The organism is Pseudacidovorax sp. NFM-22, assembly GCF_021401245.1.
In the GTDB taxonomy this organism is placed as follows: Bacteria; Pseudomonadota; Gammaproteobacteria; order Burkholderiales; family Burkholderiaceae_C; genus Xenophilus.
This window is the reverse complement of the sequence record NZ_JACBFY010000001.1, coordinates 542,419-568,273: the sequence shown is the minus strand read 5'-3', so window position 1 is coordinate 568,273 and position 25,855 is coordinate 542,419. Positions and strand designations below refer to the sequence as shown.

Here is a 25,855-nt window from a genome sequence, read left to right as displayed (position 1 = left end):
GCCTCACTTCCAGAGCATCAGGTGCTCGACGATGGGGCCCAGGGCCAGCGCCGGCACGTAGTTGAGCAGGCCGACCAGCAGCACCGTGCCGATCAGCAGCACGACGAACAGCGGCCCGTGGGTGGGCAGCGTGCCGGCCGTCACCGGCAGGCGCTGCTTGGCGGCCAGCGCGCCGGCAATGGCCAGCACCGGCACCATCACCGCGAAGCGGCCCAGCCAGGTGGCCACGCCCAGCATCGTGTTGTAGAAGGGCGTGTTGGCCGACAGGCCGGCGAAGGCGCTGCCGTTGTTGTTGGCGGCCGACGTGAAGGCGTAGAGGATCTCCGAGAAGCCATGCGCCCCCGGGTTGGCGATGCCGGCGCGGCCGGCCTCCACGCTCACCGCCACGGCCGTGCCCAGCAGCACCAGGATGGGCGTCACCAGGATGGCGATGGCGATCAGCTTCATCTCGTAGACCTCGATCTTCTTGCCGAGGTACTCCGGCGTGCGGCCGATCATGAGCCCGGCGATGAACACCGCCAGGATGGCGAAGACCAGCATGCCGTACAGGCCCGAGCCCACGCCGCCGAACACCACCTCGCCCAGTTGCATCATGACCAGCGTGACCAGCCCGCCCATCGGCGTGAGCGAGTCGTGCATGGCGATCACCGCGCCGCAGGAGGCGGCCGTGGTCACCACCGCGAACAGGGCCGAGGCGGCGATGCCGAAGCGCAGGTCCTTGCCCTCCCAGTTGCCGGCCGTCGGGTCCACGCCCAGCGCGGCCAGCAGCGGGTTGCCGGCCTGCTCGGCGCCGGTGGCGACGACGACGCCCACGACGAAGATCGCCGTCATCGCGCCCAGGATGGCCCAGCCCTGGCGCCGGTCGCCCACCACCTGGCCGAATGCGAGGCAGAGCGCGGCCGGGATGCTGAAGATCGCCAGCATCTGCAGCAGGTTGGTCAGCGCCGTCGGGTTCTCGAAGGGGTGGGCCGAGTTGGCATTGAAGTAGCCGCCGCCGTTGGTGCCCAGAATCTTGATCGCCTCCTGCGAGGCGACCGGGCCCATGGGCAGGGTCTGCGTCTGCGTGGTGGCTTCCTGGGTGACGGGGTTGCCGGCGGCGTCCTTCAGCGGCTGGCCGTCGGGGCCGTTCTGCGGCTCCTGGTAGACGGTGGCCTCGACCGTGGTGACGGTCTTGTAGCCGTCGAAGTTCTGGATCGTGCCCTGGCTCACGAAGACGATGGCCAGCACGAAGGACAGTGGTAGCAGCAGCCACAGCGTCAAGCGTGTGAGGTCGGCCCAGGCATTGCCGATGGCGCCGAAGCGGGCGCTGCGCCGGCCCGCCTCGCCGCGTGCCGCGAAGCCGCGGATCAGCGCGAAGGCCACCGCGATGCCGGTGGCGGCGGAGAGGAAGTTCTGCACTGTCAGCGCCAGCATCTGCGTGAGGTAACTCATGGTGCTTTCGCCCGCATAGCCCTGCCAGTTGGTGTTGGTGGCGAAGCTGAGCGCGGTGTTGAAGGCCGAGTCGCCTGACACGGCCGGCAGGCCCGCGGGGTTGAGCGGCAGCAGGGCTTGAAGACGCTGCAGGCCGTAGACGGCCAGCGCGCCGAGGGCATTGAAGGCGAGCAGGGCGAGGGCGTAGGTCATCCAGCCCATCGAGGCATTGGGCTCGACGCCGGCCAGGCGGTAGAGCGGCGCCTCGATGCGGGCGATCCAGCGCGGCATGCGGCCTTCGCACAGCGCAGCCAGCCAGCGCCCCAGTGGCCAGGCGAGGATCAGCAGCAGACCGAGGAAGACGACCAGGAGGGTCCAGGCGGAGGCGTTCATCAGAAGTCCTCCGCGCGGATCAGGGCGTACACCAGGTACGCCAGCAGCAGGGCCGCGAGCGTCCCGGCCAGGCCATAGAGGGCGGCGAGCGACATCATGGCCGGCCCCCGTTCGGCCGCTCCATGGCGGCCAGCGCATACACCAGCGCCACCATGCCGGCCCACAGGGCGGCGATGGCGGCGAGCCAGACGAGGTCCATTTCTCACTCCAGTGATCGGAAAGACGATGCCTGGCAGTGTCGGAATGGGGGCGTCAAGACGGTGTAGAGACTGGCGGGGGCGGTATCAAAACGGCGTAAAGATCGGTACGGTTGCAGTTGCAGTTGCAGTTGCAGTTGCAGTTGCAGTTGCAGTTGCAGTTGCAGTTGCGGTTGCGGTTGCGGTTGCGGTTGCGGTTGCGCTCGGGTGGGGCTGGGGTTGCTGTTCAAGCCGCGCTTGTGAAGGACACAGGGGGTGCTCACACTGTGCCGCTAACCCGGCGGGGGACGCCGGCATGCGCGCTCCCGGTGCACGCTCGCGCTGACCGGCTTGCCTCACCAGATACGTGCTCGCTGTCCACCGACGTGCTTGGGGCACTGCACGGCGCCGCGAATGGCACCTCCGCACGCACACCGGCATCCCCCGCCTCGACGTCCGGCGTGAACCGCCGGGTCTGCCGCCCCGGGTCTCTCATTCCGTTCGCCCTGAGCTTGTCCAAGGGCATGACGGCGCGCAACGCAAGGGCCCGCCCCGACCTGCCGCTGCACCGCAATGCAACGCTCTCGCGTGGGGGCTTCGACAGGCTCAGCCCGAACGGTCTGGGTTGATTGGCTCGTGTTGCCCAAGAGGTCCCTTGACCCCTTTGCCGCAAAGGGGAGGATTCGTGCGCAGCATCGAACTGGATGGATTCGCGCGCAGCGTCGAGGCGGAGGATGCCGGTGTGCGTGCGGAGGTGCCATTCGCGGCGCCGTGCAGTGCGGAAGGCGCGTCGGTGGAAGGCGAGCACAGAGCTTGTGCCCTAAGCCGGTGAGCGCGAGCGTGCACCGGGAGCGCGCATGCCGGCATCCTCTGCCGGGTTACCGCCCCGGCCACTTGCGCGACCGGAACATTCCCCACCCCTGATTCACGTACCGGGCATCGTGGGCATCGAGGCCATCCGGCGAAGCACCGGCTCGCACCCGCTCCAGCCCTCAAGCCCTCAAGCCCTCAAGCCCTCAAGCCCTCAAGCCCTCAAGCCCTCAAGCCGCTTCGAGCGCCTCGATCAGCTCGGTCTCAATGGCCAGCTGTGCCTTCTGACCGTGCAGCTCCGGGCCACTGATCAGGAAGCTGTCCTCCACCCGCTCGCCCAGCGTCGTCACCTTGGCCAGTTGCAGGTGCAGGTGATGGCGCGCCAAAACGCGGGCCACGCTGTAGAGCAGGCCGGCCCGGTCGCTGGCCGAGATCGTCAGCAGCCAGCGCTGCGCCTTCTCGTCGGGCGTGAGATACACCCGCGGCTGGATCGGGAAGCTGCGCACCCGCCGCGACACCCGGCCCCGGCTGGGCGCGGGGAGTTCGCCCCAGGCGTCCAGCGTCTGCGCCAGGTTGGTCTCCACCATGCTGATCAGCTCGCGGTAGTGCTCGGGCAGGAAGGTCGTCACGACCTGGAAGGTGTCCAGCGCGTAGCCGTTGGTGGCCGTGTGCACCCGGGCGTCCAGGATGCTGAAGGACGCCTGGTCGAAATAGCCGCAGATGCGCGCGAACAGGTCCGGCTGGTCGGGCGTGTAGACCACCACCTGCAGCCCTTCGCCCACCGGCGACAGGCGCGCCCGCACGATGGACTTGGCATGGGGGTCGGCCGGGATGCCCTTGGGCGCCACGAAGCGCGACAGCTTCTTGGCGTGCCAGGCGATCTCGCCCGCGTCGTGGCGCATGAAGTAGCTCACGTCCAACGTGTCCCACAGCGCCTTGTGCGCTTCGAAGGGCTGAGCATGCAGCTGCAGCAGCGTCAGCGCCTCGCGCTTGCGGGCCTCCACCTCGGCGTCCGGGTCGGGCAGGTGGCCGCCCAGGGCGCGCGAGGTGCGGCGGTAGGTGTCTTCCAGCAGCTTGCCCTTCCAGGCGTTCCACACGCGCGGCGAGGTGCCGCGGATGTCGGCCACCGTCAGCAGGTACAGCGCCGTCAGGTAGCGCTCGCTGCCCACGCGCTGGGCGAAGGCGCCGATGACCTCCGGGTCCGACAGGTCCTGCTTCTGCGCCACGTTGCTCATCACCAGGTGGTTGGCGACCAAGAACTCGATCAGCCGCGTGTCCTCGCGCCCGATGCCGTGCTTCTGGCAGAAGCGGCGCACGTCGCGTGCGCCCAGCTCGGAATGGTCGCCGCCGCGGCCCTTCGCGATGTCGTGGAAGAGCGCCGCCACGTACAGGATCCATGGCTTGTCCCAGCCGGCCGCCAGCTGCGAGCAGAAGGGGTACTCGTGCGCATGCTCGGCGATGAAGAAGCGCCGCACGTTGCGCAGCACCATCAGGATGTGCTGGTCCACCGTGTAGACGTGGAACAGGTCGTGCTGCATCTGCCCCACCGTGCCGCGGAACACGCGCAGGTAGCGCCCCAGCACCGAGGTCTGGTTCATCAGCCGGATGGCGTGCGTGATGCCGCGCGGCTCCAGCAGCATCCGCATGAAGGTCGCATGGTTGACCCGGTCGTTGCTGAAGCGGCTGTCCATGCGGCCGCGGGCGTTGTAGAGCGCACGCAGCGTGCGCGCCGACAGCCCGTTGACGCCGATGGTCTTCTGGTAGAGCAGGAAGGTCTCGAGGATGGCGTGCGGATCCTTCTCGTACAGGTCGTCGCTGGCCACCTCGATGGTGCCGCCCTTCTCGAAGAAGCGGTCGTTGATGCGCATGAGCGTGGCCGATTGCGGGTTGAGCCGCTCGGCGATGTTCAGCATCAGGATCTCGGTGAGCTGCGTCACCGCCTTCGCCGCCCAGTAGTAGCGGCGCATGAGCGCCTCGCTGGCTCGGCGGCCCGACTCGTTCTCGTAGCCGAAGGTCTGGGCCACGGCCGTCTGCAGGTCGAACACCAGCCGGTCCTCGCGCCGCTTGGCCACGGCATGCAGGCGGGCACGGATCAGCGACAGCAGCGCCTCGTTGCGCTTGATCTGCTTGACCTCGAAGGGCGTGGCCAAGCCGTCGCGGGCGTAGTCTTCCCAGCGCTTGCCGAAGCCGGCCGCCTGCGCCACCCAGCGCACGGCGTGCAGGTCGCGCAGGCCGCCGGGCGATTCCTTGCAGTTGGGCTCCAGCGAGTAGGGCGTGCCGTCGTGCTTCAGGTGGCGGTGGCGCATCTCCTGCGACTTGGCCAGGAAGAAGGCATGCGGGTCCATGGCCTCGTCGAAGGCCTTGCGGAAGGCGGTGAACAGGCGCTTGCTGCCGCAGACGTGGCGGGATTCGAGCAAGGCGGTCTGCACGGTGACGTCCTTGGCCGACTCGCTCAGGCACTCGCCCAGCGTGCGCACGCTGGAGCCGATCTCCAGCCCCGCGTCCCAGCAGCGGCCGATGAAGGCCTCCAGCCGCGCCGGCTCGACCTCACCGCCCTCGGGCAGCAGCAGGAGCACGTCGACATCGGAGTAGGGAAAGAGCTCGCCGCGGCCGTAGCCGCCGACGGCCACCAGGGCCAGCTGGTCGCCAAAGCCGGCGTCCTGCCACAAGGCGCGCAAGGCGGCGTCGGCCTCGGCCGCCAGCTCCTTGAGCACGGCGTGGATGTTGCGCACACCCTGCGGCGCGAGCAGGCGCTCGAACACGGCACTCTTGCCGGCGCGCAGCTGCTCGCGCAGGCTGGCCGGCAGATCGACGGCGACGGAAAACCCCATGCCAGCCGGGTGCGTCAGGCGGCGACGGGCGCCGGCTGGCCGCTGGCGGCGGGCACGAAGGCGGGCAGCGGCGGGCTGCCGGCGGACAGGGTCAGCACCTCGTAGCCGGTCTCGGTGACGAGCACCGTGTGCTCCCACTGGGCGGAGAGCGAGCGGTCACGCGTCACGATGGTCCAGCCGTCGTAGCGGCCACCGCGGTGGTCTTCCTTGATGTCGCGCTTGCCGGCGTTGATCATCGGCTCGATGGTGAAGATCATGCCGGGCTTGAGTTCTTCCATCGTGCCCGGGCGGCCGTAGTGCAGCACCTGGGGCTCGGCATGGAAGGTGCGGCCGACGCCGTGGCCGCAGAACTCGCGAACCACCGAATAGCCATTGCCCTCGGCGAAGCGCTGGATGGCATGGCCCACGTCGCCCAGGTGGTTGCCGGGCTTGACCTGCAGGATGCCGTGCCACATGGCCTCGAAGGTGACCTGGCATAGCCGCTTGGCGGCGATGGAAGCGTCGCCGATCACGAACATCCGACTGTTGTCGCCGTACCAGCCGTCCTTGATGACGGTGACGTCGATGTTCATGATGTCGCCCTTCTTCAAGGGCTTGTCGTCCGGGATGCCGTGGCACACCACATGGTTGACCGAGGTGCACAGCGACTTGGGGAAGGGCACGTCGCCCGCGCCCTTGTAGCCCACCGTGGCGGAGGTCGTGCCCTGCGTGACCATGTACTCGGCGGCCAGCCGGTCGATCTCGTTGGTGGTGATGCCGGGCTTGATGAAGGGCGTCAGGTAGTCCAGCACCTCGGACGCAAGGCGGCAGGCGACGCGCATCGCGGCAATGCCTTCGGCGTCGTGGTAGGTAATGCTCATCCGGGGATTATCCCATCCGACCCCCTAAAATGCCGGGTTTTCGCGAACGGCCCCAGTCAGCGGCCGGTTGCACCGCCTCCCCCTTCTGTCCTTCCGGCCCCAGGCCCCGCCCACCGTGACGCAGCCCGCATCCACCGTTCCTCCCGTCGTGACCATCTTCGAAGGAGGGGCGGCGCTCAGCGACTTCCGTGCACGCCAGCTGCTGCCACGCCTGCAGGCGGTGGACGCGCGCATTAACGCCATCACGGCGCGCTTTGTGCACCTGGTTCTGTCGGATGCCGAGATGGATGCCGCCGCGCGCGAACGTTTTGCCGCGCTGCTGACCTACGGCGAGCCCTTCGACGCTGGCGCTGCGCCGCAGGGCGCCACGCTGGTCGTCAGCCCCCGGCTGGGCACCGTGTCGCCCTGGGCCTCCAAGGCCACCGACATCGCCCGCAACTGCGGCCTGGCCCTGCGCCGCGTGGAGCGCGTCACGCAGTACCACGTCGGCCTGAAGGCGCCCCTGCTGGGCCGCGCGCCGGTGCTGGACGCCACGGCCCTGGCCCAGGTGGCCGGCCTGTTGCACGACCGCATGACCGAGTCGGTGCTGCCCGGCGTCGACGGCGCCGCGGCCCTGTTCGCCGAGCTGCCGCCGCAGCCCATGGCCCATGTGGACGTGCTGGGCGGCGGCCGCGCCGCGCTGGTCGAGGCCAACACCACCTTCGGCCTGGCCCTGGCCGAGGACGAGATCGACTACCTGGTCGATGCCTTCGGCAAGCTGGGCCGCAACCCGACCGACGTCGAGCTGATGATGTTCGCGCAGGCCAACAGCGAGCACTGCCGCCACAAGATCTTCAATGCCGACTTCACCATCGACGGCGAGCGCCAGCCGATGAGCCTGTTCGGCATGATCCGCCACACCCACAAGACGAATCCGCAGCACACGGTCATCGCCTATTCGGACAACGCGTCGGTGATGGAAGGCCATGCCATCGAGCGCTTCGTGGCCCGCAGCGAGCTGGGCGCCGAGGCGCCCACCTATGCCAAGGAAGCGGCGCTGCACCACGTGCTGATGAAGGTGGAGACGCACAACCACCCGACGGCCATCTCGCCCTTCCCGGGCGCCTCCACCGGCGCCGGCGGCGAGATCCGCGACGAGGGCGCCACCGGCCGCGGCTCCAAGCCCAAGGCGGGCCTGACGGGCTTCACGGTGTCCAAGCTCTGGCCGGAAGAGGGCAGCTACGGCAAGCCCGCCCACATCGCCAGCCCGCTGCAGATCATGACCGAGGGCCCGCTGGGCGGCGCGGCGTTCAACAACGAATTCGGCCGGCCCAACCTGCTGGGCTACTTCCGCGAGTACGAGCAGACGGTGGCAAGCGACGTGGACACCGTCCAGCGCGGCTACCACAAGCCCATCATGATCGCGGGCGGCCTGGGCCAGATCGACGCCACGCAGACCAGCAAGATCCAGTTCCCCGCCGGCACGCTGCTGATCCAGCTGGGCGGCCCCGGCATGCGCATCGGCATGGGCGGCGGTGCCGCCAGCTCCATGGCCACCGGCGCCAACGCGGCCGAACTGGACTTCGACTCGGTGCAGCGCGGCAACCCCGAGATCGAGCGTCGGGCGCAGGAGGTCATCAACCACTGCTGGCAGCAGGGCACGAAGAACCCCATCCTCGCCGTCCACGACGTGGGCGCGGGCGGACTCTCCAACGCCTTCCCCGAGCTGACCAACGACGCCGGCCGCGGCGCCCGCTTCGACCTGCGCGCCGTGCCGCTGGAAGAGTCCGGCCTGGCGCCCAAGGAAATCTGGTGCAACGAGAGCCAGGAGCGCTACGTGCTGGCCATCGCGCCCCAGTCGCTGGACCAGTTCCGCGCCTTCTGCGAGCGCGAGCGCTGCCCCTTCGCCGTGGTGGGCGTGGCGACCGAGCAGCGCGAGTTGGTGGTGGCCGACGCGCAGGCCGACGCCGCCAACCAGCCCGTGGGCATGCCCATGGACGTGCTGCTGGGCAAGCCGCCCAAGATGCACCGCGACGTGGCCCGCATCCACCGCAACTTCAAGCCGCTGGAACTCACGGGCGTGGACCTGCAGCAGGCGGCCATTCAGGTGCTGGCGCATCCCACCGTGGCCTCCAAGCGCTTCCTGGTGACCATCGGCGACCGCACGGTGGGCGGCCTCACGCACCGCGACCAGATGGTGGGCCCCTGGCAGGTGCCGGTGGCCGACTGCGCCGTCACGCTGGCCGACTTCCGCGGCTTTGCCGGCGAGGCGATGAGCATGGGCGAGCGCACGCCGCTCGCCGCCATGGACGCCGCCGCCTCGGGCCGCATGGCCGTGGCCGAGGCCATCACCAACCTGCTGGCCGCGCCCATCGAGCTGGCGCGCGTCAAGCTGTCTGCCAACTGGATGGCCGCCTGCGGCGAGCCGGGCGAGGACGCCGCGCTGTACGAGACGGTCAAGGCCGTGGGCCTGGAGCTGTGCCCGGCGCTGGGTGTCTCCATACCGGTCGGCAAGGATTCGCTGTCCATGCGCACGCAATGGGCCGAGGGCACCGACAAGAAGAAGGTCAGCTCGCCGGTGAGCCTGATCGTCAGCGCCTTCGCCAGCATCGACGACGTGCGCGGCACGCTCACGCCGCAGCTCGACGCGCAGGAAGCCGACACCACGCTGGTGCTGATCGACCTGGGCCGTGGCCAGCACCGCATGGGCGGCAGCATCCTGGCCCAGGTGCTGGGCCAGACCGGCGACCGCGTGCCCGACCTGGACGACCCGCAACTGCTGGTCAAGACGGTGGACGCCGTCAACCAGCTGCGCGCCGAAGGCAAGCTGCTCGCCCTGCACGACCGCAGCGACGGCGGCCTGTTCGCCGCGGCCTGCGAGATGGGCTTTGCCGGCCATGTGGGCGTGTCGCTCAACGTCGACCTGCTCATCACCGAAGGCGACGGCATCAGCGACAGCCGCATGGAGACGGGCGACGCCAAGAACTGGGCGCAGCAGGTCAGCGCCCGCCGCGAGGAGCTCACGCTCAAGGCCCTGTTCAACGAGGAACTGGGCCTGCTGCTGCAGGTGCGTACCGCCGAGCGCAACGAGGTCATGCAGACGCTGCGTGCGCACGGCCTGTCCGTGTTCAGCCACTTCGTCGGCAAGACCCGGCCCGAGAGCTCGCCCATCGACGCCGGCAAGGGCAAGGTCGAAGTCTGGCGCGACACCAAGGCCGTCTTCAGCGCGACGCTGGCCGACCTGCACCAGGTGTGGGACAGCGTGAGCTGGAAGATCTGCCGCGAGCGCGACAACCCCGACTGCGCCGATGCCGAGCACGCCACCGCCGGCGACCCGGCCGACACCGGCCTGCATCTGCACCTGCCGGAAGGCTTTGGCACTGCGCCCGCCTTCGTGGGCAGTGCTCGGCCGCGCGTCGCCATCCTGCGCGAGCAGGGCGTCAACTCGCATGTGGAGATGGCCTATGCCTTCCACGAGGCCGGCTTCGAATCGGTCGACGTGCACATGACCGACCTGCAGAGTGGCCGCGCCGACCTGGCCCGCTTCCAGGGCATCGTGGCCTGCGGCGGCTTCAGCTACGGCGACACGCTGGGTGCCGGCATCGGCTGGGCCCGCAGCATCACCTTCAACCCGCGGCTCGCGCAGCAGTTCGGCGATTTCTTCGGCCGCGCCGACACCTTCGGCCTGGGCGTGTGCAACGGCTGCCAGATGTTCGCCGAGCTGGCCGACATCATCCCCGGCGCGCAGGACTGGCCGCGCTTCACCACCAACCGCAGCGAGCGCTTCGAGGCGCGCCTGTCGCAGGTGGAAGTGCTGGATTCGCCCAGCCTGTTCTTTGCCGGCATGGCCGGTGCGCGGGTGCCGATCGCCGTGGCCCACGGCGAGGGCTATGCCGACTTCCGCCACCGTGGCGACGCGGGCCGCGCCATCGCCGCCATGCGCTTCGTGGACCATGCGGGGCAGGCCACCGAACGCTATCCGCTCAACCCCAACGGCAGCCCGGGCGGCCTCACGGCGGTGACCACGGCCGACGGCCGCTTCACGGCCATGATGCCGCACCCCGAGCGCGTGTTCCGCAACGTGCAGATGAGCTGGACCTCGGGCGATCGCGCGGCGCCGAGCCCCTGGATGGAAATCTGGCGCAACGCCCGCCGCTGGGTCGGCTGAGCGGCAGGGCGGGGCGCGCATACTCGCGCCCATGCAACTGCACCAGATCACCGTCGAGTACGTCGCGCCGGAAGACCGGCTGCTGCTGCACCTGAGCACGCAGACCGGGGAGCGGCTGAGCCTCTGGATCACGCGCCGCCTGCTGCTGGCGCTCTACGGGCCGTTGCACCAGGCGGTCTCGCGCGCCCATGTGGCGGCGGAATGGGGAGCGGTGCCGCTGTCCGAAGGCGCGGCGGATCTGTTGGCGGAATCCGCGCGCGCACAGGCGCTGCGCGATGCGGATTTCGCCACGCCGCCCCAGGCGCCCGCCGGATCCCGCCCGCTGCTCGAAGGGGTCATCCCGGTGGTGGGCGAGGTCACGCTGTCGGTGCCCGTGGGCAGCGATGCGGCGGGCCAGTTGACCATCCGCTGGCGCACCACCGATGGCCGTGATGTGGAATTGAACGTGCCGGCTGCGGCGGCCACGGCCTTGCAGACCCTGCTGTTGCAGGGCGCGGAGCGCGGCGGATGGGGCCTGGCGGCGCCAGATGGCGAAACGGCCCGGACGCAGGAAGCATCCGGGCCGCGATTCATGAATTGACCAGTCGGGCGCCGGGCGCCCTGAACCGTCGCCGCCTGGCGGTGGCCGGCGGATTTATTCGACGCGCGCCTTGCTGCGCAGCTCTTCCTGGTACTTCTGCAGCTTCTGCTGTTGCATCTGCTGCGTCAGCTGGGCCTTCACCTCGTCCAGCTTGGGGAACTGCATCTCGCGCGTGTCGTCCAGGCGGATGATGTGCCAGCCGAATTCGGACTTGACCGGCGCCGCGGTGGTCTCGCCCTTCTTGAGCTTGACCATGGCCTGCGAGAACTCGGGCACCAGGCTGGCCGGGGTGGTCCAGTCCAGGTCGCCGCCGTTGGCGCCGGAGCCCGGGTCCTTCGAGTACTTCTTGGCCAGGTCTTCGAACTTGGCGCCCTTCTTGAGCTCGGCCAGGATCTTGTTGGCCTCGTCCTCGGTCGGCACCAGGATGTGGCGGGCGTGGTATTCCTTGCCGCTGTTGGCCGCCGCGATCTTGTCGTACTCGGCCTGGATCTCGGCGTCGGTGACCGGGTTGGTCTTGCGGTAGTTGTCGAACAGCTGGCGGATCAGGATGGCCTGGCGGGCCAACTCCATCTGCGCCTTGAACTCGTCGCTGCGGTCCAGGCCCTGCTTCTGTGCTTCCTGCATGAAGACTTCGCGGGTGATCACTTCCTCGCGCAGCTGGTCCTGCATCTCGGGCGTCACCGGACGGCCGGCAGCGGCCAGCTGCTGGGCCAGCACCTCCATGCGCGCCTTCGGCACGGGCTTGCCGTTGACGATGGCGGCGTTCTGCGCCAGGGCGGGCAGCGAAGCCGCCAGCGCGGCAGCGGCCAGGACGTGGAGCACTTGTTTTTTCATGATCGGAAAACGGCTAGGAGGGTCGGATTGGCGCCGGAATCGGGCCGATGGAGGGGAGGGGGAAGGAGGCCTGGCGGCAGGTGCCGACGGGGCCGGCGCAGCGCTTGCTCAGAGTGTCTCGATGGCGATCGCGTGCAGGCCGCGTGAAACAAAAGGCTGGACGGCATCATACACAAGGCGATGCCGCGCCACCCGCGTGCGGCCCGCGAAAAGCGGGGAGGCGACACGCACGCGGAAGTGGGTGCCCCAGCCCGCCGGACCGGCACCGGAGTGGCCCGCATGGGCGGCGCTTTCGTCCAGCACTTCGAGATGGGTGGGCTGCAGCAGCGCGCGCAATGCGGCCTCGAGTTCCTCCACGCGTGGCAGGCCCGACGTGTCCCCAGTCATGCCGACTCCTTGTCGTCCGGCTGTGCCTGCAGATGCGGCGCCACATACAGGCCCTGCGCCACCAGGAATGCGATGGGGAAGACGTAGCCCCACAGCTTGAAGTTGACCCAGGCGTCGGTGCTGAAGTACAGCGCCACATAGGCGTTGATGGCCGACATGAAGGCGCAATAGAACACCCAGGCCACGCCCAGGCGGCGCCAGATGCGATCGGGCAGCACCAGCTGGCTGCCCAGCAGCATCTTGAGCACGTTGCGTCCCATGCCCCACAGGGCCACGGCCAGCGCGAGGGCCATGGCGCCGTAGAGCACCGTCGGCTTCCACTTGATGAAGCGGTCGTCGTGCAGCGCCAGCGTGAGGCCACCGAACAGCAGGATCAGCACCAGGGTGGCCTTCTGCATGGGCTGCAGCCGGCGCTCCATGGCGTAGACGATGGCCATCTGCACCACCGTGGCGGCCATCAGCACGCCGGTGGCCACGTAGATGCCGTAGAACTTGAAGGCGCCGAAGAAGAGGACGATCGGCAGGAAGTCGAGCAGGGCTTTCATGCAGGGAATGGGTGGGCGCCTTCGGGGTGGCTCATTCGCCGCCTTCGGGCTTGAAGTCTAGCGAGGCCGAGTTCATGCAATAGCGCAGGCCCGTGGGCGCCGGGCCGTCGGGGAAGACGTGGCCCAGGTGCGCGCCGCACTGGCTGCACACGGTCTCGGTGCGCACCATGCCGTGGGAGCGGTCCACATGCTCGGTGATGGCGCCTGGCACGGCCTCGGCCGAGAAGCTGGGCCAGCCGCAGCCGGCGTCGAACTTGGTGTCGGAGTCGAACAGCTTGGCGCCGCAGCAGATGCAGTGGTAGCTGCCGTCTGCCCAGTGGGCCTCGTACTTGCCGGTGAACGGCCGCTCGGTCGCGGCGTGGCGGGTGACGTTGAAGGCAACAGGTTCGGCGCCCTTTTCGGCCAGCAGGGCCTTCCATTCGGCGTCGGTCTTGCGGATGGTCGGTTCGGTCATGAGGAGCAGCTGATTTCGATGGCGGAGGCCCAGTCGGGCGGGAAGTCGGCATAGGCGTCCATGCCGGGATGCTCGTCAAATGGGGCCTCCAGCAGCTTCAGCAAGGTGTGGACGCCGGAGAAGTCGCCCTTCTGGGCGGCTTCGATGGCCTGCTGGCCCAGGTGGTTCCGCAGCACGAAGCGCGGGTTGGCGCGCAGTGTAGCGACGGCCGCCGCCGCGTCGGCCTCGGTCGGCCGGCGCTCGAAGGCCGCGAGCCAATGCCGCCAGCTGGTACGGTCGACGAAGAGGTCGTCCAGCGGATCGGCCGGGCCGCCCGCACGGTAATGGGCGAAGCGGCGCCAGAAGAGGGTCCAGTCGATGCGCTCGGCGGCCATCACCCGCAGCAGCGCCTCCAGCAGCGCGGCGTCGCCGGCCACGGGCTGGGCCAGGCCCAGCTTGGCCAGCATGGCGGCCTCGAAGCGCAGCGGGAAGACCTCGCGGTACGACTTGAGGGCCGCCAGCGCCAGTTCTTCCTCGCCGATCAGCGGCATCAGCGCCTGGGCCAGGCAGAACAGGTTCCAGTAGGCGACATTGGGCTGGGCGTTGTAGGCATAGCGGCCCTGCGAATCGCTGTGATTGCAGACGTGGGCCGGGTTGAAGCCATCGAGGAACTGGAAGGGCCCGTAGTCGATGGTCAGGCCCAGGATGGACATGTTGTCCGTGTTCATCACGCCATGGCAGAAGCCCACGGCCTGCCACTGCGCCATCAGCGCGGCGGTGCGCTCGCTCACGGCATTGAGCAGGCTGGCGTAGGCGTTGCCGCCGAAGCGCGTGTCGCCGCGGCAGTCGGGGTAGAAGCGGTCGATGACGAAATCGGCCAGTTGGCGCAGTTCCTCGTGCTGGCCGCGGCCGGCGAAATGCTCGAAGTGGCCGAAGCGGATGAAGCTGGGCGCGACACGGGTGACGACGGCGGCGGTCTCGATGCTTTCGCGCGCGACCGGCGCGGGCGAACCGACAAGCGCCAGCGCCCGCGTGGTGGGAATGCCCAGGGCGTGCATCGCCTCGCTGCACAGGAACTCGCGGATGCTGGAGCGCAGCACGGCCCGGCCGTCGCCCATGCGCGAGTAGGGTGTGCGGCCCGCGCCCTTGAGCTGGACCTCGAAGCCGCTGTCGGTCTCCCCGAGCAGGATCGCCCGGCCGTCGCCCAACTGGCCGGCCCAGACGCCGAACTGGTGACCGCTGTAGACCGTGGCGAGCGGATCGCTGCCTTCCAGCACGGCATTGCCGGCCAGCGCCTGCAGGGCTTCGGGCGATTCGAGCCAGTCGCGCGACCAGCCCAGCAGTTGCCGCGTCGGCTCGCTGGTGGCGATCAGCGTCGGCGAGGGCAGGGGCGTGGGGCGCAGGCGGGTGAAGAAGGCCGGGCCGAGGCTCGCGAAGCCTTCGCGCCAGTGCGGCGCGGCATGGCCCTCCACGCTGGGCACGGAGGGGCTGGACGAGGGCAGGGAACTCATCGCCGGATTGTCCGTGAAGCCCTTTCGCCCGCCGGATTTACGGGGATTCCCGATGGGGTGCGCATGCTGCACTGCGCAATACTCAGCCGGCTTTGTCCATGGCCGGCGCGCCCGGCGCCAGCATTCCACGCCCGGGCTGCCGCGCAGCCATGCGACACACGACCCCATCCGCCTTCGCCTTCCCTACCAAGGAGCCTCCCACATGCTGGGCCTGATGCAAGACCGCCCCCTGCTGATTTCCAACCTGCTCGAGTTCGCCGAGCGCCATCACGGCGACGGCCAGATCGTCTCGCGCCGTGTCGAGGGCGACATCCACCGCTACACCTGGGCCGACTGCGCGCGCCGCGCGCGCCAGGTGGCCAACGCCGTGGAGGCCGAAGGCCTGCTCTTCTCCGACCGGGTGGCCACGCTGGCCTGGAACGGCTACCGTCACCTGGAGCTGTACTACGGCGTCTCGGGCAGCGGCCGGGTGCTGCACACCATCAACCCCCGCCTGCATCCCGACCAGATCGCGTGGATCGCCAACCATGCCGAAGACCAGGTGCTGTGCTTCGACCTCAGCTTCCTGCCGTTGGTGCAGGCCGTGCATGCACGCTGCCCGACGGTGAAGAAATGGGTGGCGATGTGCGATGCCGACAGGCTGCCGGCCGACACCGGCGTGCCCGGCCTCGTCAGCTACGAAAGCTGGATCGGGGGCCACGCCGATGCCTACGACTGGCCCAGCTTCGACGAGAACTCGGCCTCCAGCATGTGCTACACGAGCGGCACTACGGGCAATCCGAAGGCCGCGCTCTACAGCCACCGCTCGACCATCCTCCACGCCTACGCTGCCTGCCTGCCCGACGTGATGTGCCTGTCGGCGCGCGATTCGGTGCTGCCGGTGGTGCCCATGTTCCACGTCAATGCCTGGGGCATTCCGTACTCCGCGGCGCTGGTGGGCGCCAAGGTGGTGTTCCCCGGCCCGGCGCTGGACGGCAAGTCGGTCTACGAACTGATCGAGGCCGAGGGCGTGACCTTCGCGGCCGGCGTGCCCACGGTCTGGCAGATGCTGCTGGGCCACATGCAGACGCAGGGCCTCAAGTTCGGCAAGCTCAATCGCACGGTCATCGGCGGCTCGGCCTGCCCGCCGGCCATGATCAACGCCTTCCGCGAGCAGTACGGCGTGGACGTGCTGCACGCCTGGGGCATGACCGAGATGAGCCCGCTGGGCACGCTGTGCACGCTCAAGAACAAGCACCTCTCGTTACCCCCCGAGGAGCAGCTGGCGCTGCGCATGAAGCAGGGCCGCGCCATCTTCGGCGTGGACATGAAGATCGTCGGCGACGACGGCGAAGAACTGCCCTGGGACGGCAAGACCTACGGCGACCTGCTCGTCAAGGGCCCGTGGATCGTCAAGGAGTACTTCAAGGGCGAGGGCGGCGACCCGCTGCGCGGGGGCGGCTGGTTTCCCACCGGCGACGTGGCCACCATCGACGCCGACGGCTTCATGCAGATCACCGACCGCAGCAAGGACGTGATCAAGTCCGGCGGCGAATGGATCAGCTCCATCGACATCGAGAACATCGCCGTGGCCCATCCTGCCGTGGCCATGGCGGCCTGCATCGGCGTGTTCCACCCCAAGTGGGACGAGCGGCCCATCGTCGTGGTGGCGAAGAAGGCCGGCGCCGAGGTCACGCGCGAGGAACTGCTGAAGTTCTACGAAGGCAAGACGGCCAAGTGGCAGATCCCCGACGACGTGGTATTCGTCGACGCGATCCCGCTGGGCGCCACCGGCAAGATCCTCAAGACGCGCATCCGCGAGCTGCTCAAGGACTACAAGCTGCCCGGGCTCTGAGCCATTCACGGCGGGCTGTCGCCTGCGCGATAGGGAAGGCCGCATACGCGGCCTTTTTTTCGGGTGTTCCCTGAGCGCCGGCGGCGGCCCGGTGGCTACGCTGCGCGGACCCAACACCCGGAGACAACACCGATGAATGTCCGCTTGAAGCACCTTGCCGCCGCCGCGGTGGCCGTGATGGCCACCAGCGCCTTCGCCCAGAAGGGCGAGACCGTGAAGATCGCGTGGATGGACCCGCTCTCGGGTCTCATGGCCGCGGTCGGCACCAACCAGCTCAAGACCTACCAGCTGCTGGCCGAACACTTCAACAAGACCAATGCCTCGGGCGTCAAGTTCGAGATCATCGGCATCGACAACAAGCTGAGCCCGCAGGAGACCACGGCCGCGCTGCGCTCGGCCATGGACCAGGGCGCACGCTACGTGACCCAGGGCAATGGCTCCGGTCCGGCGCTGGCCATCATCGACGCGCTCGAAAAGCACAACGCCCGCAATCCCGGCAAGGAGGTCGTGTACTTCAACTACGCGGCGGTGGACCCGGACCTCACCAACAGCAAGTGCAGCTACTGGCACTTCCGCCTGGACGCCGACACCTCCATGAAGATGGAGGCGCTGACCACCTACATGAAGGACCAGCCGGAGATCAAGAAGGTCTACCTCATCGGCCAGAACTACTCGCACGGCCAGCAGGTCAGCAAGTTCGCCAAGGAGAACCTGGCGCGCAAGCGGCCCGACATCCAGATCGTGGGCGACGACCTGCATCCGCTGGCGCAGGTGCGCGACTTCGCACCGTACATCGCCAAGATCAAGCAGTCGGGCGCCGACACGGTGATCACCGGCAACTGGGGCTCCGACCTCGCGCTGCTCATCAAGGCCGCCAACGATGCAGGCCTGCTGGACACGGTGAAGTTCTACACCTACTACGCCTTCGGCTCGGGCGCGCCCACGGCCATGGGCGCCTCGGCCGCCGGCAAGGTGTACGTGGTCGGCTACGGCCACTACAACATGGGCCCGCCCATCCAGCCGCTGATGGCCGACTTCAAGAAGCGCATGAACGACGACATGACGCAGAACTCGATCTATCACACCTTCGCGCTGCTGGATGCGGCCTTCGTGAAGACGAAGTCGACCGACCCCGTCAAGGTGGCCGCGGCACTGGAGGGCATGAAGATCAAGAGCTTCAACGGCGAGGTCGAGATGCGCAAGGCCGACCACCAGCTGCAGCAGGGCCTGTACATCACGCGCTGGGAGAAGGCCGGCGGCAAGTATCCGTACGACGCGGAGAACACCGGCTACACGTTCGCGCCGGTCAAGTACTACGAGCCCTACGTGGCCAGCACCCCCACCAGCTGCCAGATGAAGCGGCCCTGATCCGCATGCACCAGTCGTGTGCTACCCGAGGGTAGAAATGGTGCGGCGGCGGCTGTCGCACGGGTGATAGAAAAGGCTTTCTCCAGAGGGGGATCGCGGGGCTTTCCCCTAGCGAGCGTGCAGCGAAGCACTGTACGCTCGTGCAAGTTCCGGCACCCGGGACACCACACAGGAGACATGCCTTGAAGACCTCTTTCAACCTGACTGCCGCCGCCTGCATCCTGGCTTTCGGCGCCCCCGCTTTCGCCCAGCAGGGCGAGACCGTCAAGATCGCCTGGCTCGATCCGCTGTCGGGCCTGATGGCGGCGGTGGGCACCAACCAGCTGAAGACCTTCCAGTTCCTGGCCGAGGAGTTCAACAAGAAGAATGCGGCCGGCGTCAAGTTCGAGATCATCGGCATCGACAACAAGCTGAGCCCGCAGGAGACCACGGCCGCGCTGCGCTCGGCCATGGACCAGGGCGCCCGTTACGTGGTGCAGGGCAACGGCTCCGGCCCGGCCCTGGCCATCATGGACGCGCTCGAGAAGCACAACGCGCGCAACCCGGGCAAGGAGGTGGTCTACATCAACTACGCGGCGGTGGACCCGGACCTCACCAACAGCAAGTGCAGCTACTGGCACTTCCGCCTGGATGCCGACACCTCCATGAAGATGGAGGCGCTGACCACCTACATGAAGGATCAGCCTGACATCAAGAAGGTCTACCTGATCAACCAGAACTATTCGCACGGCCAGCAGGTCAGCAAGTTCGCCAAGGAGAACCTGGCGCGCAAGCGGCCCGACGTGCAGATTGTGGGCGACGACCTTCATCCGCTGGCGCAGGTGCGTGACTTCGCGCCGTACATCGCCAAGATCAAGCAGTCCGGCGCCGACACGGTGATCACCGGCAACTGGGGCTCCGACCTCGCGCTGCTGATCAAGGCGGGCAACGACGCCGGCCTCAACGTCAAGTACTACACCTACTACGCCGTCACCAGCGGCACGCCCACGGCCATGGGCGCGGCGTCGGACGGCAAGGTCTACCAGGTCGGCTACAGCCACTACAACGCCGAAGGCCCCATCAAGCCGCTGACCGAGGCCTACAAGAAGAAGTTCAACGACGACATGTACACGACCGTGATCTACACGGCCTTCTCCATGTTGAACGAGGCCTTCGTCAAGACCAAGTCCACCGACCCTGTGAAGGTCGCGGCCGCCATGGAAGGCATGAAGTTCAAGAGCTTCAATGGCGACGTCGAGATGCGCAAGGCCGACCACCAGCTGCAGCAGGGCCTGTGGATCACCCGCTGGGAGAAGGCCAGCGCCAAGTACCCCTACAGCCCCGAGAACACGGGCTACACGCTGGCACCGGTCAAGTACTACGAGCCCTATGTGGCCAGCACCCCGACCAGCTGCCAGATGAAGCGGCCGTCCTGATACCGTCGGGTAGCACGGGCCGCGCCGGCATGCCGCGCGCCGGCCCGGATGCGGCCCCTCCGCTGCCAGCCGGCGCATCGCCGGCCACGCTCACCGCGCCCGCCGGAGACCGCCTCCGGTCCCGAGGCCGGATGTTTTCCTGAGGCTCGACGACAGTGGAATTCTTTCTCATCTCTCTTCTGAACGGCGTGAGCTACGGGCTGTTGCTCTTCATGCTCAGCTCCGGCCTGACCCTCATCTTCAGCATGATGGGGGTGCTCAACTTCGCGCACACCAGCTTCTACATGCTGGGTGCCTACTTCGCATACACGCTCTCGGGCGTGCTCGGCTTCTGGCCGGCGCTGTTCGTCGCGCCGCTGCTGGTGGGGGCGCTGGGCGCCGCCTTCGAGCGCTACAGCCTGCGCCGGGTCCACAAGTTCGGCCACGTGCCCGAACTGCTGGTCACCTTCGGCCTGTCCTATCTCATCCTCGAAGTGGTGCAGCTGGTGTGGGGTCGCTCGACGGTGCCCTACGGCCTGCCCGAGGCGCTGCAGGGACCGCTGTTCACGCTGTACGGCACGCAGTTCCCCAAGTCGCGCTCCTTCATCATGCTGGTGGCGCTGCTGATGCTCGTGGCCGTGTGGCTGCTGCTCACCCGTACCCGCATCGGGCTGGTGATCCAGGCGGCGCTCAAGCATCCGGAGATGGTCGAGGCGCTGGGCCACAACGTGCCGCGCGTCTTCATGCTGGTGTTCGGCGGCGGCGCCGCGCTGGCCGGCCTGGCCGGCGTGATCGGCGGCAACACCTACGTCACCGAACCGGCCATGGCCGCCTCGGTGGGCTCGATCATCTTCGTGGTGGTGGTGGTGGGCGGCATGGGTTCGCTGGCCGGTGCCTTCCTGGCCTCGCTGCTGATCGGTGTCGTGCAGACCTTCGCCGTGGCGCTGGACCAGTCCATGGCCTCCGGCCTGCGCGCGCTGGGCATGGCGGTGACCGAGCAGACCTTCGGCTATCCGCTGCTCAAGCTCACGATCTCGCAGGTGGCGCCCATCCTGCCTTACCTCTTCCTCGTGCTGATCCTGATCTTCCGGCCCAAGGGCCTGCTTGGAACCCGTGAGGACTGATCGATGAGTGCCCTTCCCATGACTTCGCCGACCACCTACCACCGCTTCAAGCCGCTGAACCTGGGCCGCATCCTCGTGTGGGGCCTGTTCGCGCTCGCGCTGATCGTGGCGCCGCTGGTGTTCACCAGCAGCCTGGCGCTGACGATGCTCTCGCAGATCGGCTACCTGATCATCATCTGCCTGTCGTACAACATCCTGCTGGGGCAGGGCGGCATGCTGAGCTTCGGCCATGCCGTCTACACCGGCCTGGGCTCCTTCGCCGCAGTGCATGCGATGAACATGGCCTCCAAGGGCCAGATCCCGATGCCGCTGGTGCTGATCCCGGTGGTGGCCGGCGTGGCGGGGGCCTTCTTCGCCGCCCTCTTCGGCTTCGTCACCACCAAGAAGTCGGGCACCACCTTCGCCATGATCACCCTGGGCATCGGTGAACTGGTGGCGGCCATGTCGCTGATGTTCCCGGGCTTCTTCGGCGGCGAGGGCGGCATCACCACCGACCGCGTCTACGGCAAGTTCCTGATGTGGAACTTCGGCCCGCAGATCCAGGTGTACTACCTGATCGCCGTCTACTGCTTCATCTGCACGGCCCTGATGTTCGCCTTCACGGGCACGCCGTTGGGCCGCATGCTCAACGCCGTGCGCGACAACCCGGAGCGGGTGGAGTTCGTGGGCTACAACACGCAGCGCGTGCGCTATCTCTCGTTCATCATCGCGGGCTTCTTCGCCGGCATCGGCGGCGGGCTGGCTGCCATCAACTTCGAGATCGTCAACGCGTCGGACAGCCTCTCCACGATCCGCTCGGGCGGCTATCTGCTGTTCACTTTCCTGGGTGGCGCGACCTTCTTCTTCGGTCCCATCATCGGCGCGGTGCTGCTGGTGTTCGCATCGATCCTGCTGTCGGAGCTGAGCAAGGCCTGGCTGCTCTATCTGGGCCTGGTGTTCCTGTTCATGGTGATGTTCGCGCCCGGCGGCGTGGCCAGCTTGATCATGATGAACGTGCGGGTGGCGCGCTTCGGCAAGCTGGGTCGCTTCACCTGGCTCTATGTCGGCCTGGCGGCCACGGGCGCGCTGATGGCGGCGGGCTTCGCGGGCATCGTCGAGATGCTCTACCACATGCAACTCAATGCGGCGCTCGGGCCGACGGTGAGCTTCTTCGGCATCGCCCTGGACACATCCTCGGCCACGCACTGGACGCTGGTCGCCGCCGTCGCGCTGGTGGGTCTGGCACTGTTCGACCAGGTCCGCCGCCGCTTCGCCCGCCGCTGGGGCCAGGCGCAAGAGGAGATCGAGGCGCAGATCAAGCGTCAGGAGACGGCCGCATGAAGGGCATGAACATGGCACCCCGACATTCAATGGCCCGCGTGGAGAGCCGAGCATGAGCAACAGCGAATACGCGATCGAGCTGAAGGACCTGCGCAAGAGCTTCGGCCGCACCGAGATCATCCGCGGCGCCCACCTGGCGGTGCGCGCCGGCGAGCGCATCGCGGTCATCGGCCCCAACGGCGCGGGCAAGTCCACGCTGTTCAACCTGATCAGCGGCCGCCTTCACCCCACCAGCGGCGAGGTGCTGCTGCACGGCGAGCGCATCGACGGCCTGGCGCCGTACGAGATCAACCGCAAGGGACTGTCGCGCAGCTTTCAGATCACCAACATCTTCCCCAAGCTGTCGGTGTTCGAGAACCTGCGCTGCGGCGTGCTGTGGAGCCTGGGCTACCGCTACACCTTCCTGCGCTTCCTGTCGCGGCTGGACGACGCCAACGAGCGCACCGAGGTGCTGCTGCGCCAAGTGGGCCTGGAGCGCAAGCGCGATGTGCTGGCTGTCAACCTGACCTATGCCGAGCAGCGCGCGCTGGAGATCGGCGTGACCATCGCCGGCGGTGCCAGCGTGATCCTGCTGGACGAGCCCACGGCCGGCATGAGCAAGACCGAGACCACGCACTTCATCAACCTGATCAAGGAAGTGACCGTCGGCAAGACGTTGCTCACGGTGGAGCACGACATGGGCGTGGTCTTTGGCCTGGCCGACAAGATCGCGGTGGTGGTGTATGGCGAGGTGATCGCCTTCGACACGCCCGAGGCCGTGCGCGCCAACGCGCGCGTGCAGGAGGCTTACCTGGGTTCGCCGGTGGCCGACGAACAAGGAGGACACTGAGATGACGCTCAAGGTCGAAGACCTGCACGCCTACTACGGCAAGAGCCATGTGCTGCATGGCGTCTCCTTCGCCATCCAGCCCGGCGAGATCGTCGCGCTGCTGGGGCGCAACGGCTCGGGCCGTTCCACCACGGCCAAGGCCATCATGGGTCTGGTGCACGGCGAGGGCGCGGTGCACTGGAAGGGCCAGAACATCCTGCGCCGCAAGGCCTACGAGATCGCGCACCTCGGCATCGGCTACGTGCCGGAGAACCGCGACATCTTCCCCAAGCTCACCGTGCACCAGAACCTGATGCTCGGACAGAAGGGCGCCGGCAAGGGCAGCCGCTGGGGCTTCGACGACATGTACCAGATGTTCCCGCGCCTCAAGGAGCGCCAGCACACCGAGGCCGGCGTACTCTCGGGCGGCGAGCAGCAGATGCTGACGCTGTGCCGCACGCTGATGGGCGACCCCGAACTCATCATCATCGACGAGCCGACCGAGGGCCTGGCGCCCAAGATCGTCGAGCTGGTGGGTCAGTACCTGCGCACGCTCAAGGACAAGGGCGTGTCGGTGCTGCTGATCGAGCAGAAGCTCACCATCGCCATGCACATCTCCGACCGGGCGCTGGTGATGGGCCACGGCAGCATCGTGTACGACGGCACGCCCGACGGCCTGCGAGCGGACGCCAACATCCGCAAGGAATGGCTGGAGGTCTGAAGCTTCCATGCAAGGGCCTTGGCCCTGCCGAAAGTGGGGGCGCGAGCCCCTTCTTTTTTGCCTTCGCGCGGCCGCCGGTGCAAGCTCCCGGCTGTTTGTCCCGGGAGCGACTGGCAGCGGTTGTCGCGACATCCGATCTGCCTAGAATGCCCCGAAAAGAACACTCGTGCTTTTTTAGGAGACAACAGCGCACGCCGGGCTCGCCGGCGACCTGCGCAAGGCTCCGAACGCTCCCTCATCGCAACCCAAGGAACGCAGCATGACGGCTGAATACAAAGTCCACGGCGACGTGGCCGTGATCACCATGAGCAACCCGCCGGTCAACGGCCTGGGCTACGCCACGCGGGTCGGCATCACCGACGGCCTGGCCAAGGCCCTGGCCGACTCGGCCGTCAAGGCCGTGGTGATCACCGGCGCGGGCAAGGCCTTCTCCGGCGGCGCGGACATTAAGGAATTCGGCTCGCCCAAGGCGCTGGCCGAGCCCAACCTGCTGTCGGTGATCCTGGCGCTCGAAGCCTCGACCAAGCCGCTGGTGGCCGCCATCCATTCGGTCTGCATGGGTGGTGGGCTGGAACTGGCCCTGGGCTGCCACTACCGCGTGGCCGCGCCCGGCACCAACGTGGCCCTGCCGGAAGTCAAGCTGGGCCTGATCCCCGGTGCTGGCGGCACGCAGCGGCTGCCGCGCGTGCTGGGCGTCGAGGCCGCCCTCAACATGATCGTGAGCGGCGAGCCGGTCAAGAGCGAGCGCCTGGCCAGCCTGCCGGGCCAGAAGCTGTTCGACAAGATGGCCGGCTCGGCCGAGTCGGTGCTCGAAGAAGCCATCGCCTTCGCCCGCGACGTGGCCGCCAAGGGCGGCGACCTGCCGCTGGTGCGCAACCTGCCCTGCCGCCATCCGCAGGGCGATGCCTACTTCCAGTTCGCCAAGAACATGGTGGGCGGCATGTCGAAGAACTATCCCGCGCCGCTCAAGTGTGTGGAGGCCGTGCAGGCCGCCACCAAGATGAAGTTCGACGACGGCATGGCCTTCGAGCGCCAGAACTTCATCGCCCTGATGTTCACGCCCGAATCGGCGGCCCTGCGCCACCTGTTCATGGCCGAGCGCGCCGCCGGCAAGATCGCCGACGTGCCGGACGACACGCCGCAGCGCGCCATCAAGACGGTGGGCGTGATCGGCGCCGGCACCATGGGCGGCGGCATCAGCATGAACTTCCTGAACGCCGGCATCCCGGTGACCATCCTCGAGATGAAGCAGGACGCGCTGGACCGCGGCGTCGCCACCATCCGCAAGAACTACGAGGCCCAGGTCAAGAAGGGCAAGCTCAAGGCCGAGAAGTACGAGGAGCGCATGGCGCTGCTCAAGACCACGCTGAGCTACGACGACCTGAAGGCCTGCGACCTCATCATCGAGGCCGTGTTCGAGGAACTGGGCGTCAAGGAGAAGGTGTTCACCCAGCTGGACGCCGTGGCCAAGCAAGGCGCCATCCTGGCCTCCAACACGTCCACGCTCGACGTCGACAAGATCGCGGCCTTCACCCAGCGTCCGCAGGACGTGATCGGCATGCACTTCTTCAGCCCGGCCAACGTGATGAAGCTGCTGGAAGTGGTGCGCGGCGCCAAGACGGGCAAGGACGTGCTGGCCACGGTGATGAGCCTGGCCAAGAAGATCCGCAAGACGGCCGTGGTCTCGGGCGTGTGCGACGGCTTCATCGGCAACCGCATGATCGAGCAGTACAGCCGCCAGGCGGGCTTCCTGCTGGACGAAGGCGCCACGCCGGCGCAGGTGGACAAGGCCATCGAGAAGTTCGGCTTTGCCATGGGCCCCTTCCGCATGGGCGACCTGGCGGGCAACGACATCGGCTGGGCGATCCGCAAGCGCCGCTCGGTCGAGCAGCCCGACATGAAGTACAGCCGCACCGCCGACAAGCTGTGCGAGCTGGGCCGCTTCGGCCAGAAGACGGGTGCAGGCTGGTACGACTACCAGGCGGGCAAGCGCGACGCGATCCCGTCGAAGCTGGTGGAGGACATGATCGTCGCCCACCGCAAGGAACTGGGCATCACGCCGCGCAAGATCAGCGACGACGAGATCGTGCAGCGACTGGTGTATTCGCTGGTGAACGAGGGTGCGCACATCCTCGAAGACGGCATCGCCAGCAAGGCCAGCGACATCGACATGGTCTACATCACGGGCTACGGCTTCCCGATCTTCCGCGGCGGGCCGATGCACTATGCCAGCCAGCAGGGGCTGTTCAACGTGGTGCAGGCGATGCAGCGCTTCGGCCGCAACCCCAACGACGATGCCAAGTTCTGGGAGCCGGCGGGGCTGATCCGCAAGCTGGCGGCCGAGGGCAAGGGCTTCGACCAGGCCTGAG

Annotated in this window: 19 protein-coding genes; 10 read left to right on the top strand and 9 right to left on the bottom strand. The window is 67.9% G+C overall.

Going from position 1 to position 25,855, the window contains the following annotated elements:
* Positions 1–3 precede the first annotated feature (3 nt).
* The 4 genes from kdpA to map all read right to left on the bottom strand — a co-directional run bounded on the left by kdpA (position 4) and on the right by map (position 6,480).
* Positions 4–1,803, bottom strand: a complete 1,800-nt coding sequence (kdpA, locus tag L0984_RS02515; RefSeq protein WP_234192184.1) for a potassium-transporting ATPase subunit KdpA — start codon at positions 1,801–1,803, stop codon at positions 4–6.
* Positions 1,803–1,901, bottom strand: coding sequence for a K(+)-transporting ATPase subunit F (kdpF, locus tag L0984_RS02510; protein WP_017757755.1), 99 nt, complete (start codon positions 1,899–1,901; stop codon positions 1,803–1,805). The genes kdpA and kdpF overlap by 1 nt, the downstream gene beginning before the upstream one ends.
* Before the next feature lie 1,118 nt (positions 1,902–3,019).
* On the bottom strand, positions 3,020–5,620 hold the full coding sequence (locus L0984_RS02505) for a [protein-PII] uridylyltransferase (RefSeq protein ID WP_234192183.1): 2,601 nt from the start codon (positions 5,618–5,620) through the stop codon (positions 3,020–3,022).
* A gap of 14 nt (positions 5,621–5,634) precedes the next feature.
* The gene (gene map / locus L0984_RS02500) at positions 5,635–6,480 is read right to left on the bottom strand and encodes a type I methionyl aminopeptidase (RefSeq protein ID WP_234192182.1); all 846 of its coding nucleotides are present in this window, start codon (positions 6,478–6,480) and stop codon (positions 5,635–5,637) included.
* A gap of 115 nt (positions 6,481–6,595) precedes the next feature.
* On the opposite strand from map, the gene purL reads away from it, so the two are divergent.
* Positions 6,596–10,627 carry a phosphoribosylformylglycinamidine synthase gene (purL, locus tag L0984_RS02495; RefSeq protein WP_234192181.1) on the top strand — a complete coding sequence of 1,344 codons (4,032 nt, stop codon included), beginning with the start codon at positions 6,596–6,598 and terminating at the stop codon, positions 10,625–10,627.
* Between the two features lie 31 nt (positions 10,628–10,658).
* Positions 10,659–11,207, top strand: coding sequence for a hypothetical protein (locus L0984_RS02490; protein WP_234192180.1), 549 nt, complete (start codon positions 10,659–10,661; stop codon positions 11,205–11,207).
* Between the two features lie 54 nt (positions 11,208–11,261).
* On the opposite strand, the gene L0984_RS02485 is transcribed toward L0984_RS02490, so the two are convergent.
* From L0984_RS02485 to L0984_RS02465, 5 genes are all read right to left on the bottom strand, one after another.
* Positions 11,262–12,041, bottom strand: coding sequence for a foldase protein PrsA (locus tag L0984_RS02485; protein WP_043114965.1), 780 nt, complete (start codon positions 12,039–12,041; stop codon positions 11,262–11,264).
* A 108-nt stretch (positions 12,042–12,149) separates the two neighbouring features.
* Positions 12,150–12,428, bottom strand: a complete 279-nt coding sequence (locus L0984_RS02480; RefSeq protein WP_234192179.1) for a BolA family protein — start codon at positions 12,426–12,428, stop codon at positions 12,150–12,152.
* Positions 12,425–12,973 (bottom strand): septation protein A, encoded by a 549-nt coding sequence (locus tag L0984_RS02475; RefSeq protein WP_234192178.1) that lies wholly within the window; start codon positions 12,971–12,973, stop codon positions 12,425–12,427. The genes L0984_RS02480 and L0984_RS02475 overlap by 4 nt, the downstream gene beginning before the upstream one ends.
* Before the next feature lie 31 nt (positions 12,974–13,004).
* Entirely contained in the window at positions 13,005–13,427 is a 423-nt protein-coding gene (msrB, locus tag L0984_RS02470; protein WP_234192177.1) for a peptide-methionine (R)-S-oxide reductase MsrB, read from the bottom strand.
* Complete coding sequence (locus L0984_RS02465; protein WP_234192176.1) at positions 13,424–14,917, bottom strand: protein adenylyltransferase SelO; 1,494 nt, start codon at positions 14,915–14,917, stop codon at positions 13,424–13,426. The genes msrB and L0984_RS02465 overlap by 4 nt, the downstream gene beginning before the upstream one ends.
* A gap of 202 nt (positions 14,918–15,119) precedes the next feature.
* Here L0984_RS02465 and L0984_RS02460 point away from each other — a divergent pair, with 202 nt between their 5' ends.
* From L0984_RS02460 to L0984_RS02425, 8 genes are all read left to right on the top strand, one after another.
* Positions 15,120–16,751: a 3-(methylthio)propionyl-CoA ligase gene (locus L0984_RS02460; protein ID WP_234192175.1), complete on the top strand. Its 1,632-nt coding sequence runs from the start codon at positions 15,120–15,122 to the stop codon at positions 16,749–16,751.
* A gap of 132 nt (positions 16,752–16,883) precedes the next feature.
* Positions 16,884–18,119 (top strand): branched-chain amino acid ABC transporter substrate-binding protein, encoded by a 1,236-nt coding sequence (locus L0984_RS02455; RefSeq protein ID WP_234192174.1) that lies wholly within the window; start codon positions 16,884–16,886, stop codon positions 18,117–18,119.
* A 182-nt stretch (positions 18,120–18,301) separates the two neighbouring features.
* A complete protein-coding gene (locus L0984_RS02450) occupies positions 18,302–19,534 on the top strand; it encodes a branched-chain amino acid ABC transporter substrate-binding protein (protein WP_234192173.1) in 1,233 nt (410 codons plus the stop codon).
* Positions 19,535–19,689: 155 nt separating this feature from the next.
* Positions 19,690–20,637, top strand: coding sequence for a branched-chain amino acid ABC transporter permease (locus L0984_RS02445; protein WP_370645874.1), 948 nt, complete (start codon positions 19,690–19,692; stop codon positions 20,635–20,637).
* A gap of 3 nt (positions 20,638–20,640) precedes the next feature.
* The gene (locus L0984_RS02440) at positions 20,641–21,957 is read left to right on the top strand and encodes a branched-chain amino acid ABC transporter permease (protein ID WP_234192172.1); all 1,317 of its coding nucleotides are present in this window, start codon (positions 20,641–20,643) and stop codon (positions 21,955–21,957) included.
* Positions 21,958–22,009: 52 nt separating this feature from the next.
* Positions 22,010–22,786 carry an ABC transporter ATP-binding protein gene (locus L0984_RS02435; protein WP_234192171.1) on the top strand — a complete coding sequence of 259 codons (777 nt, stop codon included), beginning with the start codon at positions 22,010–22,012 and terminating at the stop codon, positions 22,784–22,786.
* 1 nt (position 22,787) lies between these two features.
* Positions 22,788–23,486 (top strand): ABC transporter ATP-binding protein, encoded by a 699-nt coding sequence (locus L0984_RS02430; RefSeq protein WP_076512112.1) that lies wholly within the window; start codon positions 22,788–22,790, stop codon positions 23,484–23,486.
* 259 nt (positions 23,487–23,745) lie between these two features.
* Complete coding sequence (locus L0984_RS02425) at positions 23,746–25,854, top strand: 3-hydroxyacyl-CoA dehydrogenase NAD-binding domain-containing protein (protein WP_234192170.1); 2,109 nt, start codon at positions 23,746–23,748, stop codon at positions 25,852–25,854.
* The last annotated feature ends 1 nt before the right edge of the window (position 25,855 follow it).

Bases quoted from the DNA above. Each gene is read 5' to 3' on its own strand.
- map (WP_234192182.1), bottom strand. From the start codon at position 6,480: ATGAGCATTACCTACCACGACGCCGAAGGCATTGCCGCGATGCGCGTC.
- L0984_RS02455 (WP_234192174.1), top strand. From the start codon at position 16,884: ATGAATGTCCGCTTGAAGCACCTTGCCGCCGCCGCGGTGGCCGTGATG.
- L0984_RS02435 (WP_234192171.1), top strand. From the start codon at position 22,010: ATGAGCAACAGCGAATACGCGATCGAGCTGAAGGACCTGCGCAAGAGC.
- L0984_RS02430 (WP_076512112.1), top strand. From the start codon at position 22,788: ATGACGCTCAAGGTCGAAGACCTGCACGCCTACTACGGCAAGAGCCAT.
- msrB (WP_234192177.1), bottom strand. From the start codon at position 13,427: ATGACCGAACCGACCATCCGCAAGACCGACGCCGAATGGAAGGCCCTG.
- L0984_RS02480 (WP_234192179.1), bottom strand. From the start codon at position 12,428: ATGACTGGGGACACGTCGGGCCTGCCACGCGTGGAGGAACTCGAGGCC.
- L0984_RS02460 (WP_234192175.1), top strand. From the start codon at position 15,120: ATGCTGGGCCTGATGCAAGACCGCCCCCTGCTGATTTCCAACCTGCTC.
- kdpF (WP_017757755.1), bottom strand. From the start codon at position 1,901: ATGATGTCGCTCGCCGCCCTCTATGGCCTGGCCGGGACGCTCGCGGCC.
- L0984_RS02465 (WP_234192176.1), bottom strand. From the start codon at position 14,917: ATGAGTTCCCTGCCCTCGTCCAGCCCCTCCGTGCCCAGCGTGGAGGGC.
- L0984_RS02425 (WP_234192170.1), top strand. From the start codon at position 23,746: ATGACGGCTGAATACAAAGTCCACGGCGACGTGGCCGTGATCACCATG.
- L0984_RS02490 (WP_234192180.1), top strand. From the start codon at position 10,659: ATGCAACTGCACCAGATCACCGTCGAGTACGTCGCGCCGGAAGACCGG.
- L0984_RS02475 (WP_234192178.1), bottom strand. From the start codon at position 12,973: ATGAAAGCCCTGCTCGACTTCCTGCCGATCGTCCTCTTCTTCGGCGCC.
- kdpA (WP_234192184.1), bottom strand. From the start codon at position 1,803: ATGAACGCCTCCGCCTGGACCCTCCTGGTCGTCTTCCTCGGTCTGCTG.
- L0984_RS02485 (WP_043114965.1), bottom strand. From the start codon at position 12,041: ATGAAAAAACAAGTGCTCCACGTCCTGGCCGCTGCCGCGCTGGCGGCT.
- L0984_RS02505 (WP_234192183.1), bottom strand. From the start codon at position 5,620: ATGGGGTTTTCCGTCGCCGTCGATCTGCCGGCCAGCCTGCGCGAGCAG.
- L0984_RS02440 (WP_234192172.1), top strand. From the start codon at position 20,641: ATGAGTGCCCTTCCCATGACTTCGCCGACCACCTACCACCGCTTCAAG.